Origin of the sequence: Sporosarcina sp. P19, assembly GCF_002743165.1 — a bacterium.
GTDB classification, from domain to species: domain Bacteria; phylum Bacillota; class Bacilli; order Bacillales_A; family Planococcaceae; genus Sporosarcina; species Sporosarcina ureae.
On record NZ_PDYR01000002.1, the window covers coordinates 152,574 to 171,241 of the forward strand.

Annotated in this window: 17 protein-coding genes and 1 other annotated feature; of the genes, 13 read left to right on the forward strand and 4 right to left on the reverse strand. The window is 42.6% G+C overall.

Features of this window, described 5'->3' with window-relative positions:
- The first annotated feature begins 25 nt into the window (after positions 1–25).
- The 3 genes from pssA to recQ all read left to right on the forward strand — a co-directional run bounded on the left by pssA (position 26) and on the right by recQ (position 2,888).
- Positions 26–559, forward strand: a complete 534-nt coding sequence (gene pssA / locus CSV74_RS04090) for a CDP-diacylglycerol--serine O-phosphatidyltransferase (RefSeq protein WP_099690672.1) — start codon at positions 26–28, stop codon at positions 557–559.
- 107 nt (positions 560–666) lie between these two features.
- Positions 667–1,086, forward strand: a complete 420-nt coding sequence (locus CSV74_RS04095) for a hemerythrin domain-containing protein (RefSeq protein WP_099690673.1) — start codon at positions 667–669, stop codon at positions 1,084–1,086.
- Between the two features lie 29 nt (positions 1,087–1,115).
- Positions 1,116–2,888: a DNA helicase RecQ gene (recQ, locus tag CSV74_RS04100; protein ID WP_099690780.1), complete on the forward strand. Its 1,773-nt coding sequence runs from the start codon at positions 1,116–1,118 to the stop codon at positions 2,886–2,888.
- A 239-nt stretch (positions 2,889–3,127) separates the two neighbouring features.
- Here the strand turns inward: recQ and CSV74_RS04105 are convergent, their stop codons facing one another.
- Entirely contained in the window at positions 3,128–4,285 is a 1,158-nt protein-coding gene (locus CSV74_RS04105; RefSeq protein WP_099690674.1) for an MFS transporter, read from the reverse strand.
- Between the two features lie 156 nt (positions 4,286–4,441).
- On the reverse strand, positions 4,442–5,599 hold the full coding sequence (tnpB, locus tag CSV74_RS04110; protein WP_099690675.1) for an IS200/IS605 family element RNA-guided endonuclease TnpB: 1,158 nt from the start codon (positions 5,597–5,599) through the stop codon (positions 4,442–4,444).
- Positions 5,600–5,825: 226 nt separating this feature from the next.
- Between tnpB and CSV74_RS04115 the strand changes: the two genes are divergently transcribed.
- The 5 genes from CSV74_RS04115 to CSV74_RS04135 all read left to right on the forward strand — a co-directional run bounded on the left by CSV74_RS04115 (position 5,826) and on the right by CSV74_RS04135 (position 11,469).
- Positions 5,826–6,812, forward strand: a complete 987-nt coding sequence (locus CSV74_RS04115; protein WP_029052940.1) for a diaminopimelate dehydrogenase — start codon at positions 5,826–5,828, stop codon at positions 6,810–6,812.
- A gap of 47 nt (positions 6,813–6,859) precedes the next feature.
- Complete coding sequence (locus CSV74_RS04120; RefSeq protein ID WP_099690676.1) at positions 6,860–7,945, forward strand: M42 family metallopeptidase; 1,086 nt, start codon at positions 6,860–6,862, stop codon at positions 7,943–7,945.
- Positions 7,946–8,091: 146 nt separating this feature from the next.
- Positions 8,092–9,057, forward strand: coding sequence for an ornithine carbamoyltransferase (gene argF, locus CSV74_RS04125; protein WP_233190769.1), 966 nt, complete (start codon positions 8,092–8,094; stop codon positions 9,055–9,057).
- Positions 9,058–9,163: 106 nt separating this feature from the next.
- On the forward strand, positions 9,164–9,622 hold the full coding sequence (locus CSV74_RS04130) for a small multi-drug export protein (protein WP_099690678.1): 459 nt from the start codon (positions 9,164–9,166) through the stop codon (positions 9,620–9,622).
- Positions 9,623–9,846: 224 nt separating this feature from the next.
- On the forward strand, positions 9,847–11,469 hold the full coding sequence (locus CSV74_RS04135; RefSeq protein ID WP_099690781.1) for a long-chain fatty acid--CoA ligase: 1,623 nt from the start codon (positions 9,847–9,849) through the stop codon (positions 11,467–11,469).
- Between the two features lie 301 nt (positions 11,470–11,770).
- Here CSV74_RS04135 and sspI read toward each other — a convergent pair whose 3' ends face one another.
- Entirely contained in the window at positions 11,771–11,986 is a 216-nt protein-coding gene (sspI, locus tag CSV74_RS04140; RefSeq protein WP_029052945.1) for a small acid-soluble spore protein SspI, read from the reverse strand.
- An 83-nt stretch (positions 11,987–12,069) separates the two neighbouring features.
- Here sspI and CSV74_RS04145 point away from each other — a divergent pair, with 83 nt between their 5' ends.
- The 3 genes from CSV74_RS04145 (at position 12,070) to pheT (ending at position 16,666) form a co-directional block, all read left to right on the forward strand.
- Entirely contained in the window at positions 12,070–12,840 is a 771-nt protein-coding gene (locus CSV74_RS04145; RefSeq protein WP_099690679.1) for a TrmH family RNA methyltransferase, read from the forward strand.
- A gap of 53 nt (positions 12,841–12,893) precedes the next feature.
- Positions 12,894–13,131 (forward strand) — a binding site (T-box leader).
- A 73-nt stretch (positions 13,132–13,204) separates the two neighbouring features.
- A complete protein-coding gene (pheS, locus tag CSV74_RS04150; RefSeq protein WP_099690680.1) occupies positions 13,205–14,242 on the forward strand; it encodes a phenylalanine--tRNA ligase subunit alpha in 1,038 nt (345 codons plus the stop codon).
- Between the two features lie 12 nt (positions 14,243–14,254).
- Positions 14,255–16,666, forward strand: coding sequence for a phenylalanine--tRNA ligase subunit beta (pheT, locus tag CSV74_RS04155; RefSeq protein ID WP_099690681.1), 2,412 nt, complete (start codon positions 14,255–14,257; stop codon positions 16,664–16,666).
- A 63-nt stretch (positions 16,667–16,729) separates the two neighbouring features.
- Here the strand turns inward: pheT and rnhC are convergent, their stop codons facing one another.
- Positions 16,730–17,659 (reverse strand): ribonuclease HIII, encoded by a 930-nt coding sequence (gene rnhC, locus CSV74_RS04160; RefSeq protein WP_099690682.1) that lies wholly within the window; start codon positions 17,657–17,659, stop codon positions 16,730–16,732.
- A 174-nt stretch (positions 17,660–17,833) separates the two neighbouring features.
- Here rnhC and zapA point away from each other — a divergent pair, with 174 nt between their 5' ends.
- Together zapA and CSV74_RS04170 are read left to right on the forward strand one after the other, a co-directional pair.
- Complete coding sequence (gene zapA / locus CSV74_RS04165) at positions 17,834–18,094, forward strand: cell division protein ZapA (RefSeq protein WP_029052950.1); 261 nt, start codon at positions 17,834–17,836, stop codon at positions 18,092–18,094.
- A 10-nt stretch (positions 18,095–18,104) separates the two neighbouring features.
- Positions 18,105–18,644: a CvpA family protein gene (locus tag CSV74_RS04170; RefSeq protein ID WP_099690683.1), complete on the forward strand. Its 540-nt coding sequence runs from the start codon at positions 18,105–18,107 to the stop codon at positions 18,642–18,644.
- Positions 18,645–18,668: the final 24 nt, after the last annotated feature.

An 18,668-nucleotide genomic window follows, 5' to 3' on the forward strand; every position in this document is an offset into this window, starting at 1 on the left:
AAGAAGTGTACGAGGAGGCTGAAACTTGTTTTCATTTAGATATTTTGATTATACTAAACTCAAATCCCAATTGGCGAATATCATAACACTTTTTAATTTGTGTTTAGGGATTATAGCGATTTTACTTGTGCTTCAAGGTCATGCACATATGAGTTTGATGTTCATATTCTTCGCTGCATTATTTGATCGGTTCGACGGAATGGTAGCTAGGCATTATCATGCAGAGTCGGCATTTGGTAAAGAACTTGATTCACTCAGCGATTTAGTTTCATTCGGTGTAGCGCCTGCTATTCTACTCTATGACACCGCGTTGAATGATACGATGTGGATTGGTTTGTCCGCTGTAATTTTTTATATTTTAGCAGGCGCAGTCCGTTTAGCCCGCTATAACGTAGAAGAGTTCGATGGTTCATATTATGGCATGCCGATAACGGTAGCCGGTGTCTTACTTACCTTGAGTTATTTTGCAGTTCCGTATTTGATTGCACCTTACTTTGTGATTTATATGTGCATACTCGCATGGCTTATGGTTAGTCGGATTCGTATAGCGAAAGTGTGAAAAGTGTCTTACAGAGAATGATTCTGTGAGGCTCTTTTCATTGTATGAAGCTGTCACTGACTCAAGAATTCTGTTATGCTTAAGGAAAACTAGAAGGAGTGGTCCGTATGTCAGGTCCCGCATTAAGACAGCTTCATTCACATAGAGCGATTCATGAAGGTGGTCTTTCTGGAGCCATAATGAAAACAGATGAGCTAATAGAATATGTAGAACAAGGTGAAACAGAAATGGCTCAGCAAACTTGCGATCATTTACTAGATTATTGGAAGACGCGTGTTATTAGTCATGCGGATGCCGAAGAAGAAGGCTTTTATAAACAAGTAATGGAAGACAAGCCTGAGCTGGAGCGAGATATTATCCAGCTAACACGCGACCATGATTTGATGCGAATACTCGTTACAGATATTGAAGCGTTACGTGAGGAAGATCCAACCGTGACAACTGAAATTATGCAGAAATTTAACGGTTTGATTGTAGTGAATGAATTACATAGCCGAGAAGAAGAGCGCTTATTATTTCAATCATAAAAACTAATGACGTAGGGAAGGGGGTGGCGATCATTCAAAATCCATTAGATATATTGGATAAGTATTTTGGTTATTCAGCATTTCGAGAAGGGCAGCAACGAGTGATTGATCAAGTCTTACAAGGTGATGACTCACTTTGCGTAATGCCGACAGGTGGCGGTAAGTCGGTCTGTTATCAAGTACCAGCATTGGCGATGGAAGGAACTGTACTTGTCATTTCGCCGCTGATTTCCTTGATGAAGGACCAAGTCGATGCATTGCATCAGTTGGGTATACCGGCGGCGTATATTAACAGTACGTTATCTTCAGAAGAATACTTTGGCACAATGGATAATGCGCTCGAAGGAAAGTATAAGCTGTTGTACGTTGCACCAGAGCGACTGGATTCCGAATCCTTTCTCAACCAATTGCAAAAAATGACGATTCCCCTGATTGCAATTGATGAAGCGCATTGTATTTCGCAATGGGGACATGATTTCCGTCCAAGTTACCGAAATATCCACCGCATTTTTGATTACTTGAATAACCGTCCTATTATTCTTGCACTGACCGCCACGGCTACGCCTGAGGTACAGGATGATATATGCCAGCAATTACACATACCTCCTGTTAGCCGTGTTGTCACGGGCTTTGAACGGAGTAATCTAATATTCTCAGTGGTCAAAGCTCAAAATCGGGATCAATTCGTTAAAGAGTACACGCAGAAAAACAAAAATGAGGCAGGAATTATCTATGCTGCGACTAGAAAAGCAGTCGAGCAAGTATATTTATTGCTTGAGAAAAACGGTATTCCAGTTGCGAAATATCATGCAGGATTACCGGACTATGAACGCCAACAGCAACAAGACCGGTTCATCATGGAGGACGCACGCGTAATGATCGCAACTAACGCGTTTGGTATGGGGATCGATAAATCCAATATTCGCTACGTCATTCATTATCAAATGCCGAAGAATATGGAAAGTTATTATCAGGAAGCTGGAAGAGCAGGGCGTGATGGGCTCGACAGTGACTGCTATTTGCTATTCTCTTCGCAAGACGTCTTGACACAACGCTTCCTCATCGAACAGTCTCCGGATCCTTCCCGTGTATCGAATGAAATCAAAAAGATGCAAGTGATGGTAGATTACTGCCATACGGAAGGCTGTCTGCAAAAACATATCATCAAGTATTTTGGCGAAGATGATGTCGAAGATTGTGGTCGTTGCGGTAACTGCACCGACACGCGCGAACAGTTTGATGTAACAGTTGATACACAAAAAGTGCTTTCCTGTGTGATTCGTATGGGGCAACGGTTCGGTAAGACGATGGTTGCGCAAGTGCTGACAGGATCGAGAAACAAGAAGCTCAAAGAATTGAACTTTGATGAGCTATCGACATATGGATTGATGAAAGGACGCAATGCCAAAGACGTGGCAGATTTCATCGAATTTTTGATTTCAAAGAATTACCTACAAGTTGAAAGTGGACCGTACCCGACTATTTTTGTTAGTGAAGACGGGAAAGATGTCTTGCTAGGAAAAGTAAAAGTCTGGCGTAAAGGCGAGATGGTAACAACAGTCGTCGCTAAAGATGATCCGTTATTCAACGAACTTCGAGCGATGCGCTTGAAACTGGCACAAGAAGCGGGTGTCCCGCCATTCGTTATTTTCTCGGACAAGACATTGCGGGATATGGTAGCCAAAATGCCTGCCACTAATGAAGAGCTATTGACCGTACAAGGGGTAGGCGAAACAAAGCTTGAACGGTATGGGGAAGTATTCCTCGATATTATCGATTCGTTTTCTACACAGCAGGCGTAAAATAGGAGATGTCCAGAAAGTCGTAAAGCAACGACTTCCTGTGGCATCTTCTTTTTTATTTCTTGATTCCTTTGGCGGAGAGCATCCCCAGCTAGAGCTTCGATCCTCTCATACTCACTGCCTAACTGGCTTGGTCATAAACACTACATTCAAGACCTTACACCACACAAAAAGGTATGCCCGTTTAAGTCGTGTGACCTCGATGGACATACCTATTCGTATTAAATGTATTAAACAGGTCAATTATACTCTGTAGGCCGGGTATCTTTTCGCAGACCGATTAATGTGAAAATGGCCGCGATCAACAGAATGGCACTTGCCAGCATAAAGGCATGATGGAATTCCAAGTCCAATATGCCAATAGCGCTGGATCCTATTACAACGCCAAATGAGAAGAACGCGTAAAAGAATCCGTACGCTTTCCCTCTAGTTTCGGGTTCGGTGGAATCAATAAGCAACGAGTTGATAGAAGGAAACAAGAAGGCGAATCCAGTTCCATAGACCACCATCGCCAACATCATCCATGATAGATCGTCAACTTGTGATAAGAACAACATACTGCCACTCATCAAAAACAAGCCGATTGCCAACGTGACCATCGGACGGGCGATATCAAAAATACGGTTGATCGGTAAAACGAAAATCAATACAGCGACTAGGCCGAAAACACTCAAGAGCATGCCAGTCGTTTTCGCATCAAACTGAAGATGCTCTACTTTTAATGGAAGTACTAATGCCAACACGCCTTGTGAGAACATCAGGAAGAACGCGCCAAGGAATGCCCGGATGATACCAGGGTGACGGAAAAACGCTAACGGATTTACCGCTTTTTGTTTCGCTGTCTTCACCTTTCTTACGTATGTAAAGGAACGTAAAAATATTACAGCGCCAATTGTTAGCAGAATCATGAAGACGCCATTGATCGCCATAATGGTCACGACGCTTGTCTTAACGGAAACGATTCCACTATAAGCAGGTCCGAAAATAGCAGCAAGTCCGACAAACGCACCTGAGATCGCAGCATTTCTACCACGCTTAGAACGTTCAGAGCCATTAGCGAGAAACGTGAAGGCAGCTGGAATGATCAAACCTTCCGTCAAACCGTGTACAAATCGAATGCCGATTAATGAAACAGAACCAGAAATCAATCCATATGAGAACAACGACAAAGCCGACGTGAACAAACCAAATAATAGAATATAGAATGGACCTTTGCGATCTGTCAAAATACCTGAAATGATATTACCGAAAATATTCGCAAACGAGTAAATACCAACAGATAATCCGACGATGAAAGCGGAAGCACCGAGACCTGTAGCAAACGGACTTATGACTGGTAATTGTGAAAATAAATCAAAGAATGAGAAGAAAACTATCAAATAGACAAAAAAGCGCATAAAAGATCCTCACTTTACAAAAAAATCAACTCCTATCTATTTTAACATGAAACTTTTCGAATTGAACCGAACTGCTCAAAGTTGAACTACTCCCACTTTCACTGCGTTTAGAAGAGGGAGATTCCTAAGAATACCAGCGTAACCACTAGTTATGGATTAGGCGATCCCCGCAGTCCCTGCGGTTCGAAGTCTGATGGCTTCGTTTTTAAGGTTTATACTTGCGTTCAGATCTCGGTCATGATGGCATCTGCAATTCGGACAGTCCCATTCACGCAAGGCAAGATGCTTCACGTCTTGGTTTCTAGCCCCACATCCCGAACAAAGCTGGCTGGACGGAAATGTTTTTCCAACGATTAACACGTGTTTGCCATACCATTGCGCCTTATATTCCAGCATGAAACGAAACTGCGACCAACTCACGTCGCTGAACGCTTTCGCCAATTGGGGATTTTTGAGCAGTTTCACTACTTGCAAATCCTCGATTCCGATGACATCGTGGTTTTTGATGATTTCGGTTGATCGTTTATGCAAGTAATCTTTTCTTTTATTGGCGATCGTTTCGTGGATGCGTGCGACTACGTTCCGTTGTTTCTGATAATTTTTCGCGTCGCTCAATAGACACTTCCTCTTACGAGCCGATTCCTTCCGTCTTGAAAGAATCCGCTCTGCTTTCGCTAACTTTTTCTCCATCGAGCGAAAGAACTTTAAGTTTTCGTATACCGTTCCGTCTGACAAGACAGCGAAATCCTTCAATCCGACATCAATCCCAACTGCAGAGTTGGTATTAGGCAGTTCGGATATTACGGTTTCCACCAGGACGGACACAAAATATTTTCCAGTGGCAGTACGTCGAATGGTCGCATTCATGATTCGTCCATCTACTTCTAGACTTTTGGCGAGCTTTACCCAACCGAGCTTAAGGAGTTTAATCGCATGGCCGACAATGGCGATATTACCGTTCGTTTGTTTGGTTGTGTACGATTGAACAGGATGATTTTTCGATTTAAAGCGTGGTATAGCATTTTGTTTGTTGAAAAACCTTGCAAAAGCGTCCGCTAGATTTTTCAAGGAAGACTGAAGAGCAATACTATCGACTTCTTTCAGCCAAATCGTATCTTCTTGCTTTTTTAATTGCGTTAATTCAGAAGAACAGATGCCATATGAAAGCCCTTTGCCGGTTTCCTTAAAGGTGTGTTCCCACTTGTACAAGAAGTGATTAAAGACAAACCGGCTGCAGCCAATGGTTCTGGCAATCAACATCTGCTGTTCTTTCGTTGGATAGATTCGGAACCGAAACGCTTTGTGGATCAGCATGAAGTGCACCTCCATCATAGAGAATGTATGTTCCTATTGTAGCAGACTGGTACACTTTTTGGCTAGCGCCAACCGACATACATCTCCCGCTTACTCATAGGACCGTGCCCAATTCATTCCTTGAAGCGGGAGTCTTCTGTCGGAAATAAGATAAATATTCGCAATCTATCATCCTTCGCGGTAAAATGAGAAACGTAAACAACAAAGCAAAAGGGGATGAGTGATCTTGACGAAAGAAATTCGAGTAGGAATCGCTGGTTACGGTAATTTAGGGCGTGGAGTAGAGTCAGCTATCAGTCAAAATAAAGATATGACGTTAGTTGGCGTATTTACGCGCAGAGAGCCTAAAGACGTACAATTACTATCAGAGCAAGTACCTGTTCATAAGCTGGACGAAATTGAATCATTTACAGAAGATATTGATGTATTGATTTTATGTGGTGGATCTAAAAATGACTTGCCAGAACAAGGGCCAGCACTTGCAAAACACTTTACAACAGTAGATAGTTTTGACACGCATGCGAAGATTCCAGAGTATTTCGCGGCAGTTGATGAAGTAGCTAAAGAGGCTGGAACTACAGCGATTATTTCTGTCGGATGGGATCCGGGGTTATTTTCGATCAATCGCTTAATGGGTGAATCCATTTTGCCTGAAGGTGAAACTTATACATTCTGGGGTAAAGGCTTAAGCCAAGGTCACTCCGATGCAGTCCGTCGTGTTGAAGGTGTGAAAGCAGGCGTTCAGTACACATTGCCGGCTGAGGACGCGATCAATCGTGTGCGTAACGGTGAGCATCCGGAGCTTTCAACTAAAGATAAACATACACGTGAATGTTATGTCGTTCTTGAAGAAGGAGCTAGTGCAGATCAAGTACGTGAAACGATTGTTACTATGCCTGATTACTTCGCAGATTACGATACGATCGTTCATTTTATTACGGAAGAAGAACTTCGTCTTGACCATGCGAAGATGCCACATGGCGGTTTCGTCATTCGCAGTGGCAACACAGGTAAGCACACAGATCAAGTTATAGAGTTCTCACTTAAATTAGATAGCAATCCCGAATTTACATCCAGTGTTCTAGTCGCGTATGCAAGAGCGGCTTATAAATTGCAGCAAAAAGGCGATACTGGGGCGAAGACAGTTTATGATATAGCACCGGGTTTGTTATCGCCTAAATCACCTGCAGCTATTCGTAAAGAATTATTGTAATACCTGAAAAGTATTTTGGAATGTAGAATGAGGAGGCGAAACCTTTTATGAAACTAGATGAGACGTTAGAGATGCTAAAAGAATTAACAGATGCACGAGGAATTCCGGGCAATGAGCGCGAAGCACGTGATGTCATGACGAAGCACATCAAACCATATGCAGACGAAATCGATCATGACGGACTCGGTTCACTGATTGCTAGTAAAGAAGGCGATGCAAACGGGCCGAAGATTATGATTGCAGGACACTTGGATGAAGTAGGCTTCATGTTGACGCGAATCGATGATAAAGGCTTCATTTACTTTCAGACAGTAGGTGGCTGGTGGTCACAAGTTATGCTAGCACAACGCGTTTCCATCGTGACACGTTCAGGTGAGACGATTACAGGCGTGATTGGTTCAAAGCCGCCACATATACTTCCACCTGAAGCTCGCAAGAAACCTGTCGATATTAAAGACATGTTCATTGATGTAGGCGCAGAGTCAAAAGAAGAAGTTATTTCATGGGGCGTTCTCCCAGGAGATATGATCGTACCGTATTTCGAATTCACGGTTATGAAAAATGAAAATTATTTGCTTGCAAAAGCATGGGATAATCGTATCGGCTGTGCCATCGCTATTGAAGTGATGAAGCAGTTGAAAGATGAAAAGCACCCAAACCGTTTGTTTAGTGTAGGGGCTATTCAAGAAGAAGTTGGTTTGCGTGGAGCGAAAACAGCGACGAATAAAATTCAGCCGGATATCGGTTTTGCAGTTGACGTAGGAATTGCAGGGGACACACCGGGCGTTACAGCAAAGGAATCTGTTGGTACAATGGGTGACGGTCCACAGATCTTGTTGTATGACGCTTCGATGGTATCTCATAGAGGATTACGTAATTTCGTAGTCGATACAGCAGAAGAGCTAAATATTCCGTATCAATTTGCGACGATGTCCGGTGGCGGAACGGATGGTGGCTCCATCCACGTAAGCGGAACAGGAATCCCTACATTGGCTATTTGTATCCCAACTCGTTACATCCATAGTCATGCGGCAATGCTTCACCGTAAAGACTTTGAGAATACAGTTAAACTGTTAGTTGAAATTGTTAAACGTCTGGACGCAGATGCAGTGAAAAACATTACATTTGAATAAACTATACGATTACTCAGCGATGCCCAAAATGCATCGCTGTTTTTAATGAAATAATATGAAAAGTTATAAAAATTCATTTGACTTCATAAATATACAAATGTATACTTGTTTATACATACTTCAAATGGATGGTAGGGGATCAACAAATGGTAAAAACAAATCAAACAACTACAGGCATAGACAAAGATAGCTTAAAAGGACGCGACTTTTTAACATTACTCGATTATTCTAGTGAGGAAATTGCGTATCTTATACAACTGGCATATGACATGAAGCAAGATTCATTGGCTGGTAAGAAGCCAGACATCTTAGCAGGTAAGACACTGGGCATGATTTTTGAGAAGAACTCCACTCGTACACGTATTTCATTCGAAGTGGGCATGATCCAATTGGGCGGACATGGTCTGTTTATGAATGCACGCGATTTACAGATTGGACGTGGAGAGTCTGTTTCAGATACAGGGAAAGTATTATCCGAGTTTTTAGACGGTGTGATGATCCGTGCGAAATCTCATAAAATGGTGGAAGAGTTGGCAGAACATACTTCAGTTCCAATCATAAACGGATTGACTGATCTATTTCACCCGTGCCAAGCGATGGCGGATTTACTTACAATCAAAGAAGTGAAAGGCGATTTGAAAGGCTTAAAACTCTCTTACATTGGAGACGGGAACAACGTAGCACATTCATTAGTAATTGCCGGTGCGCATATGGGCATGCACGTTTCTGTGGCGACACCTAAAGGCTATGAATACCACTCAGGCTTGTTTGAAAAAGCGAAGAAAATTGCTGAGTCAACTGGTGGAAGCGTGACGTCGACGTACGATCCAATTGAGTCTGCCACAGATGCAGATGCAATTTATACGGATGTTTGGACAAGTATGGGGCAGGAAGAAGAAGCGGCAAAGCGTCTGGTCGATTTCGAAGATTTCCAGATCAATGATCAATTGGTCAGTCATGCGAAAAAAGATTATGTGTTCTTACATTGTCTGCCAGCACACCGTGAAGAAGAAGTTTCGACTTCCGTAATCGACGGTAATAACTCGTATGTATTCCAACAAGCAGGAAACCGTCTGCATGCACAAAAAGCGATTCTTGCATCTTTACTATAATCAATCGATGAACTGCTTTCCTTTTTATTTGGAAAGCAGTTTTTTTTATGTTCTACTATCTATCGTTTGATATACTGAATGGAATCGAAATAGGGGAGGAAAACAGTTGATTACATATTTATTTGTATTTCTTGCAGGTGCAGCACCGGGGTTTGAAGTATTGGTGGCGGTTCCTTTGGGGATTCTACGTGGTATGTCCATAGCGACTGCCGTTGTGGTTGGTTTTGCGGGAAACGCGTTAACTATAATACTTGAAATTATGGTTTTTCAGAAATTAAAAACATGGTGGGAAAGCAAAAAGAAAACCGACGGGAAAACTCCGTCAAAGCGTACAGCTCGTGCGGAGAAAATTTGGAAACGCTTTGGGATCCCGGGTCTAGCTTTGCTTGGACCCGTTCTGATTGGCTCTCATCTGGCAGCATTCCTCGCACTTGCTCTAGGCTCATCTAAATCGCAGACCGCCTTCTGGTTGCTTTTAAGCCTTGCTATTTGGTCCATTGCATTCGGCACACTAACCGTTTTTGGTGTAGATGCATTCTTCTGGACCCGGCAAAAAATTGGATGAGCGATATACTACCGAATTATGTAGACAGAATAGTTTGACAATGTGTATACTATATTCAGAAAGTAACGTTAGTAAGTATTCATAGAGTTATTTGTTCGCGCATAGAGTACATCCTGAGAATCATTCCATCTGCGCATCGATTTCATTGAAATGAATAGTACATGCTTTGGAACATGCACGACGGATTGATAATTTCACTTCTAACGAAAGAGGAGCGGATGGATATGATGCAAACACCATTGATTCTATCTACATTTATCACACGGGCAGAACGTTTTTTTCCAAACAAGATGGTCATCTCGCGAACAGGAGAACAGCGAATCCAGCGTTTCACGTATCGTGAATGGGCAAAAAGAACACGTAAACTATCGAATGCACTGACACAGTTAGGAATGGAACATGGAACGAAAGTTGGAACGTTCGCTTGGAATCATCATCGTCATTTAGAAGCGTATTTCGCGGTGCCTTGTACGGGTGCAATCCTTCATATGATCAACATTCGACTATCGCCTGAACATATTATGTATATTATCAATCACGCAGAAGACGAAATCTTGCTAGTGGATGCGGAGTTTTTCCCTCATCTTGAAAAAATGGCACCGATGTTAAAGTCGGTAAAACATTTTGTGATCATGGGGGACAGTAAAGATATCCCTGAGACTACATTAGAAAATGTGCATTCTTATGAAGCGCTGTTAGAAAGTGCGTCAGATGAGTACGACTATCCACAAGATTTGGATGAAAACACTCCAGCTGGCCTGTGCTACACATCAGCTACGACAGGATTGCCAAAAGGCGTTATTTATACGCATCGGGGATTAGTTCTACAAAGTTATGCACTCGGATTATCGGATGCTATGGGTGTGTGTGAACGGGATATTGCCATGTCTGTTGTACCGATGTTTCACGTCAACGCATGGGGAATACCTTTCGCGGGTGTTTTCTACGGTACGACACAAGTCTTGCCGGGACCAGGGTTTAATCCGGCTGTACTTCTCGATTTAATTGAAAGCGAAAAGGTAACAATTACAGCAGGCGTTCCGACGATTTGGCTCGCTGTATTGAAAGAGTTGGAGCAGAATCCACGAGACATTTCTTCTTTGCGTGGTATTGTCTGTGGTGGCTCGGCTTCGCCAAAAGGCTTAATACGTACATTTGAAGAGAAATACAAAGTGCCATTCATTGTCGGATATGGTATGACGGAAACCTCACCACTTGTCAGTTTATCAGTGCTAACTTCTTCTATGGATAATTTGACAACAGATGAGCGGATCGATAGGCGTGCGTTGCAAGGTCTGGTCATGCCGGGACTTGATATTCGTGTAGTCAATGAAAATGGAGAAGTACCGTGGGATGGCGAAACGATGGGAGAGTTGACTGTTAGAGGCCCATGGATTGCGAGTGAATATTATAAAGACGAGCGTACCGAAGAAGCGTTTAAAGATGGTTGGCTATATACAGGAGATATTGCGGTGATGACAGAGGACGGCTATTTGAAGTTGACGGATCGTACGAAAGATCTGATCAAGAGTGGTGGCGAATGGATTTCTTCAGTTGATTTGGAGAACGCGTTGATGTCACATGATGATGTGTATGAGGCAGCGGTGATTGCAGTTCCGCATGAGAAATGGATGGAACGTCCGCTGGCTTGCGTGGTGTTGAACGAGAATGTGGCGGAGGGTGACACGAAGGTACAGGAGTTGAAAGATTCGCTAAAGGTACAGTTTGCCAGTTGGTGGATTCCGGATGATATTTTGTTTGTCAAGGAGATTCCTAAGACGTCTGTCGGGAAGTTTTTGAAGGCAGCTTTACGTGATCAGTTGAAGGAGCACTATACGAAGAAGTAAAGACACGCGAGTGCACCGTTTCCCTGCGTTCCAGGCGGACGCGTGGTTAGCCAACTAGGTCGCAAGTTCAAAGATGTGCTCCTAACGCTTCGCTTTTACTCGCAAAAGCCATCCTTCGTTACGGCTCTTGCTCCCTTTAGTTGTCTAACCTGTCGGGCTGATCCTCCCCGAGTCGCCGCCTTACACTTCGGTCCACTAACATATTTTTCTGAAAAGTGTAACGATAAGAAAATATAATTCAAAAGATAAACCCTTCACACTTTAATCAATGTGAAGGGTTTATCTTTTCTTTACTGGTCTTTTATTGTGCTTGTGCGAATGCTTCGGATAGTTCGTTAGTGATTTCTGCTTTTTCTTTTTCATCGGAACGTTTCCATAGTTGCTCGAAAAATACACCTAATCCTGGTAATAGGTGTTCTTCTCCTCGTTGTATGGCATCGTCAATGACACTTCGTACGTCAGTAGAGCTGTTGTTTGTCATGTTTGCTGAGATTGCGTCGCGAATTTGGAAATTCATTTGTGCCAGCCTCCTTTATGTAGTATCTTTTCCACAAAAGTCGCTAAATATACGTTGATTTGATACACTGAAAAGAAAAAAGGATGTTCAGCCTCTTGAATAAACGAATTGAATCAACTCAGAACGCATTAGTCAAACATTGGAAGAAATTAGTTACGACTCGAAAGGAACGAGATCAGACGAAAGAGTTCGTTGTGGAAGGATTCCACCTTGTTGAAGAAGCTCTTAAACGACCGGATTCAGTAATTCAATTACTTGTGCGTGAAGATATTGAAATTCCCACACATTGGACTACACCGATTATTGAACTGACAGCTGCAGTTGCTAAGGAAATTTCTGAAACAGAACAAACACAAGGTGTTTTTGCGTATTGTAGACAGCCTCAATACGAGGAAGCAGATCAGCATCAATGGAAGAAAGTGTTGCTAATTGATGCTGTACAGGATCCAGGAAATATCGGTACGATGATTCGCACCGCAGACGCGGCAGGTCTTGATGCGGTAATTTTAGGTAAGGGATGTGCAGATCCGTTCAACCCGAAAACGGTTCGCTCTGCGCAAGGTTCTCATTTCCACATTCCTGTAGTACGTGAAGAGTTGAAAGTGTGGATAGATCGTTTGCAAGCGAATCAAGTTCCGATTATCGGTACAGGTTTACAGCAAGCTGTTTCTCTGAACGAATTAGAAGCACAACCTTCATTTGCACTACTTGTAGGAAATGAAGGAAGTGGTGTCGATGGCGAACTATTGGCTCAAGCTGATCATGTAGTGAAAATTCCGTTATACGGTCAAGCTGAATCGCTGAATGTAGCAGTTGCAACTGGAATATTACTTTACACACTACGTCAGCCATGACATCGCTATTGAAGGCGTAAACGATTTACGGTATACTAGAAGGCGAATGAAAGAAAATAGCAATGACCGGGAAAAGTAAATGGACAGACGCGTTATCAGGGATTTCACACCTTGACTGAAAGTGTGGAAAACGATACTCCATTGAAGTTCACCCCGCGAGCTGCACGCTCGGACCAGACATGTAAAGGCGTGCCGGCATAGGACCGTTATTCCAATTTAAGTGATTTTGTATCGTCGTTTTTTGATGCAAACTAATCAGGGTGGTACCGCGAAATCGACCTCGTCCCTTTTATAGGGGCGAGTTTTTTTGTTTTCCGGAAAGTTTAGCTATGTAGCCGCCAAATAGAGAGAGGAGCAAGTAAACATGAAAGAACAGTTGCATGAACTGAAAGAACAAGTAATGCTGAAGATCCAAGAATCCCATACTGTCAAAGAATTAAACGATGTACGCGTAGCGTATCTTGGGAAAAAAGGTCCGATTACCGATCTATTAAAAGGAATGGGTAAATTACCCCCTGAAGAACGTCCGAAGATGGGGGCGCTCGTCAATGAAATCCGAGAAAGTGTAACGGCAATTCTTGAGGAACGTAAAGAGATCCTCGAACAACAAGCGATCCAAAAACAACTGGAAAATGAATCGATTGATGTTACGTTACCAGGCCGTCCAGTAGAACTTGGTAATCATCATCCATTAACACGCGTAGTAGAGGAAATTGAAGACTTTTTCATCAGCATGGGCTATGAAATCGCTGAAGGACCCGAAGTAGAGAAAGATTATTACAACTTTGAGGCATTGAACTTGCCAAAAGGTCACCCGGCTCGTGATATGCAAGATTCCTTCTATATTACAGAGGACATTTTATTGCGCACACATACGTCTCCTGTACAAGCTCGTACGATGGAAGCAAAAGATGGCGCTGCAATCAAAATTATTTGTCCAGGTAAAGTATACCGCCGAGACTCGGATGATGCGACGCACTCTCATCAATTCACACAGATCGAAGGACTTGTTGTGGGTGAAAATATCCGCATGAGCGATTTGAAAGGCACACTTGATTTACTAGCGAAGAAATTATTCGGTGCTGAGCGTGAAATTCGTTTGCGTCCAAGCTTCTTCCCATTCACTGAGCCTTCGGTTGAAATGGATATTTCTTGTTTTAAGTGTGGTGGATCAGGTTGTAACGTTTGTAAGAAAACAGGCTGGATCGAAATTTTAGGAGCGGGTATGGTCCATCCAAACGTTTTGGAAATGGCTGGCTACAATCCCGAAGAAGTTACAGGATTTGCATTCGGCATGGGGCCGGAAAGAATTGCGATGTTAAAATACGGAGTGGAAGATATTCGTCATTTCTATACAAATGACATTCGGTTTATTTCACAATTCCACCGGTCAGAGGCATAAGGAGGAATATTGATGTTAGTATCAACAAATTGGTTAAGTAATTACGTAGACTGGAATGAACTTTCCATAGAAGAACTGGCAGAAAAAATCACTCGTGCTGGAATCGAAGTAGATGGCATCATTGATCGTTCATTCGGTATGGACAATATCGTTATTGGACATGTGAATAGCTGTGTAAAACACCCTGAAGCGGATAAACTACATATCTGTCAAGTGGATGTAGGTGGAGAGATTTCACAAATTATTTGTGGAGCTCCAAATATCGCAGAGGGTCAAAATGTTATTGTCGCACGTCCAGGAGCAGTTTTGCCTGGTGGAATGAAAATTAAGAAAGCGAAACTTCGTGGTGAAGAGTCTAACGGCATGATCTGTTCACTGCAAGAACTCGGTATCGAAGGAAAGTTGGTTCCAAAAGCGTACGCAGAAGGAATTTATGTGTTACCAAACGATGTCCGTGCTGGAGATAGTGCATTGACGCATCTCGGTTTGTACGATCGTATTTTGGAATTTGATTTAACACCAAATCGTTCTGACGCACTGAGTATGCTCGGTGTTGCGTATGAAGTAGGGGCGATTTTATCTAAAAATATTAAATTGCCGGAAATATCCTATACATCGTCCGCAGAGAAAGCTCAGGACGTTTTGAAACTTTCTGTAGAAGCGGCTGAAGACAATCCTATGTACGTGGCAAAAGTAGTGAAGAACGTCAAAGTTGCAGAATCACCTCAGTGGTTGCAAAACACGTTAATGTCTGCGGGTATTCGACCGCATAATAACGTAGTCGATATCACGAACTATGTATTGATGGAATATGGTCAGCCACTTCATGCATTTGACTATGACCGTCTTCAAACGAAAGAGATTGTCGTGCGTCATGCTCGTGAAGGTGAAAAAATGGTGACGCTTGATCAAGTAGAACGTACTTTACATGATCATCAACTAGTAATAACGAACGGCAACGAGCCGGTTGCACTTGCGGGTGTAATGGGCGGTGCTAATTCAGAAGTGTATGAAGGTACTACTACTGTTGTCATTGAGTCAGCTTATTTCGCACCAGGTTCTGTTCGTCAAACATCTAAAGAAGTAGGACTACGCAGTGATGCAAGCACACGCTTTGAAAAAGGTGTGGATCCGAATCGTGTAGCAGAAGCAGCAGAGCGAGCAGCACAATTGATGGCTGAACTGGCGGGGGGAGAAGTTCTTGAAGGATCGGTTATGTTCGACGAACTCGACAAAACGCCTGAGAAAATTATTCTTTCACCGGACTACGTAAATAATCGTTTAGGTATGAAGATCGCTATGGATGAAATGAAAACGATTATGGACCGTTTGCAAATCCCGACAGAATTAATCAACGGCCAACTCGTAATGGATATCCCGACACGACGTCAAGATTTGAAAATCAAAGAAGATATGATTGAAGAAATTGCACGTCTATACGGTTATGACGAAATCCCAAAAACACTACCAATTGTAGAGAGCACACCAGGCGGTTTGACTCCTTATCAGTCGAAGCGTCGCATTGTCCGCAGATTCCTAGAAGCGGCAGGTCTATCGCAAGCTTTGACGTATTCATTGGCTTCACCAAAAGATGCGCAAGCTTTCGCACTGGAGACAGCTCCTGTAACGAAATTGCTTATGCCGATGAGTGAAGAACGCAGTATTCTTCGACAAAGCATAATTCCACACCTTCTCGATGCGGCAACGTATAACGTGGCTCGCCGGAATGATTCGATTGCACTTTACGAAACAGGATCCGTTTTCCTAGGTATCGAAGAAGACGGTTTGCCGAAAGAAGTAGAACATGTTGCAGCTGTATTGACTGGCAAATGGGTTCATCATGCATGGCAAGGCGAAACGAAAAAAGTTGATTTCTTCGTTATGAAAGGAATTGTAGAAGGATTATTTGAGCAGTTAGGTTTGCTTGAACGACTACAATTCACAAAAGCGACTGTGGAGCAAATGCACCCAGGACGTACAGCTACAATATGGTTGGACGATCAGTCAGTAGGGATCATTGGTCAAGTGCATCCAACTGTGCAAAACCAACGTGACTTGCAAGAAACATATATCATGGAAATGAACTTGCAGTCTATTATGCAAACTGCAACGGAAGAGCTGTTGTATGAAGCCGTTCCACGCTATCCTTCTATCTCTCGTGATATTGCTTTAGTTGTCGATCGAGACACGTCTGCTGCGAACTTGGAGAAAATTATCGAGCAAGCAGGCGGTAATTTACTGAAGAAAGTTCAGTTGTTTGATTTATACGAAGGGAAGAACGTGGAAGAAGGAACAAAATCCGTTGCGTTCTCCCTAACGTACTTCGATCCCGAGCGTACGTTGACGGATGAAGACGTCGTCAAGGCACATAGTAAAGTATTGGACGCATTAACTGTACAAGCGAACGCACAACTTCGCTCATAATAAATAAGCAGGCTACCTATCAGTTTTCTGACGGGTAGCCTGCTTCATTTTACTGTAGTCCTATTATTTTTTATAAGCGAGTTTCAATGCTTTTTGTGTATTGGCGAAATGTACTTTCGTGATAGTGTGTAGAAATGGCTCTCCCTTTTTACGGATGATCTGACAAGCTATTTGATCAACTTTGGGGCCAGCACCTTTAGGCAATGTTACACCAGCTTGACTGCTTAATTGATCCATAGCTTCAAGGAATGCAACCCGTGCGAGTATGGAGGCTGTCGCTACCGATACGTGGAGGTTTTCAGCTTTTGTTGAAAAAAGTACTTTGTCTTGAATGATACTAGATTCGTCCTTTAAATAATTATAGTAGACACGTCGCTCCGCAAACTGGTCAATGAGAATATGTTCCGGTAAAACAGGAAGCATCTGGTTGAGTACTTCCTGAAGTGCTTGGTTATGAAGAATAGCCTTGATCTTACCTTGCGACCATCCTCTACTTTGGATTTCATTGTATTTGACGTTATCAAGTGTCAACACCGAGTAGGTAACAACTTGTTTCAAATCCTCAGCAATTTGCTGCATATACGCATCTGTAAGTTGTTTGGAATCTTTTACTCCTAGCTCTTTCACCAATTCAATCTGGTCACTACTAACAAAACAAGCAGCTACAGTGATAGGACCGAAGAAATCTCCAGTACCTGTCTCATCAGAGCCAAGTACGGATGCCGATGCGAAATTTGCAGGTAACGTATCTCCTTTTGCTCCAGAAGGTGTCACTTTCGTTACAGTTCCTATAGTCCCCCAACGTGCAGCTTCTCTATCAGCACCTGCACCTTGAAACAATACTTTACCTGACCGATAGACGGTGATAGATGTATCAGCAATTTTGGCTGCGAAAACGACACCTGGCGCATTACGGATGACTTTATTTGTTTCATAGAAGCGAACTACTTCTGGTATTTCTTTTTCAGATAGAACAATGACCTGATTACTCACTTATTTACCCACTCCTTGAAATGATCTAGTACTCAGTATACCTGAAACTAGAATTTCTAATGAAAAATAATGTCTGAAATCCGAACCTCGTGTCAATATGAGGCATAATTGATTCACAAGTTATTGATTTTCATGGTATGATTATAAAAGGGTTTTAAGAGGGAGGGCGTAAAAATGGCGGACAAAAAAAGAGCAAGAGTGACAGTTGATATCTACGGACAAACATATACGGTTGTTGGTACGGAACCATCTGCACATGTGCGTTATGTAGCCTCGCTCGTTGATGAAAAAATGCGCGAAATCAATAAGCATAATCGACACCTCGACAGCAAGAGAATTGCTGTTCTAACAGCGGTAAATAGTGTCCATGAATTTCTGAAACTACAAGACAGAGTAAAAGAATTAGAACAAGAAGTGAAAAATATGAAGGGTTGAGGGGCAAAACATGATAGATTTACTCATTATTTTACTGCTTGTAGGCGGCCTGATTGCAGGCTTTAGACGCGGATTCATCGTACAGCTTATCCATATGTTAGGATTGATTGTATCGGTAATCGTGGCGTATAAGTTCTACAAGCCATTTGCAGAAAAATTAATATTATGGATACCATATCCAGGGGCGACTGCAGTAGATTCACTGAGCTGGACGTTCGAAAACTTGGATATGGATATGACATTTTACCGGTTGATCGCATTTATTTTGATTTTTGTCGGAATGAAGCTAGTTTTGCAATTAGTTGGTTCCATGCTAGACTTTATCAAGCATATTCCGATCCTTGGTTTTGGCGCACGTCTGATTGGCGCTGGACTAGGCTTTATTGAATTCTATGTCATCATCTTTTTCGTATTATCTTTACTTGCGATGCTTCCTGTTGAAATCATTCAAAACTCATTAGGTCATTCATTGCTGGCAAAAGCGATGTTCGAACATACGCCACTTATTTCCTCGGCAATAAAGAATTGGTGGTTCGTTTATATAGGCTAACGCTTGTAAATAATGTACTGTACA

Excerpts from the sequence above, each read along its gene's own strand:
- CSV74_RS04105 (WP_099690674.1), bottom strand. The coding sequence starts at position 4,285 with ATGCGCTTTTTTGTCTATTTGATAGTTTTCTTCTCATTCTTTGATTTA.
- zapA (WP_029052950.1), top strand. The coding sequence starts at position 17,834 with ATGGCGGACAAAAAAAGAGCAAGAGTGACAGTTGATATCTACGGACAA.
- tnpB (WP_099690675.1), bottom strand. The coding sequence starts at position 5,599 with ATGCTGATCCACAAAGCGTTTCGGTTCCGAATCTATCCAACGAAAGAA.
- sspI (WP_029052945.1), bottom strand. The coding sequence starts at position 11,986 with ATGAATTTCCAAATTCGCGACGCAATCTCAGCAAACATGACAAACAAC.
- pheT (WP_099690681.1), top strand. The coding sequence starts at position 14,255 with ATGTTAGTATCAACAAATTGGTTAAGTAATTACGTAGACTGGAATGAA.
- argF (WP_233190769.1), top strand. The coding sequence starts at position 8,092 with ATGGTAAAAACAAATCAAACAACTACAGGCATAGACAAAGATAGCTTA.
- CSV74_RS04170 (WP_099690683.1), top strand. The coding sequence starts at position 18,105 with ATGATAGATTTACTCATTATTTTACTGCTTGTAGGCGGCCTGATTGCA.
- CSV74_RS04095 (WP_099690673.1), top strand. The coding sequence starts at position 667 with ATGTCAGGTCCCGCATTAAGACAGCTTCATTCACATAGAGCGATTCAT.
- CSV74_RS04145 (WP_099690679.1), top strand. The coding sequence starts at position 12,070 with ATGTTCAGCCTCTTGAATAAACGAATTGAATCAACTCAGAACGCATTA.
- CSV74_RS04135 (WP_099690781.1), top strand. The coding sequence starts at position 9,847 with ATGATGCAAACACCATTGATTCTATCTACATTTATCACACGGGCAGAA.
- CSV74_RS04120 (WP_099690676.1), top strand. The coding sequence starts at position 6,860 with ATGAAACTAGATGAGACGTTAGAGATGCTAAAAGAATTAACAGATGCA.
- pheS (WP_099690680.1), top strand. The coding sequence starts at position 13,205 with ATGAAAGAACAGTTGCATGAACTGAAAGAACAAGTAATGCTGAAGATC.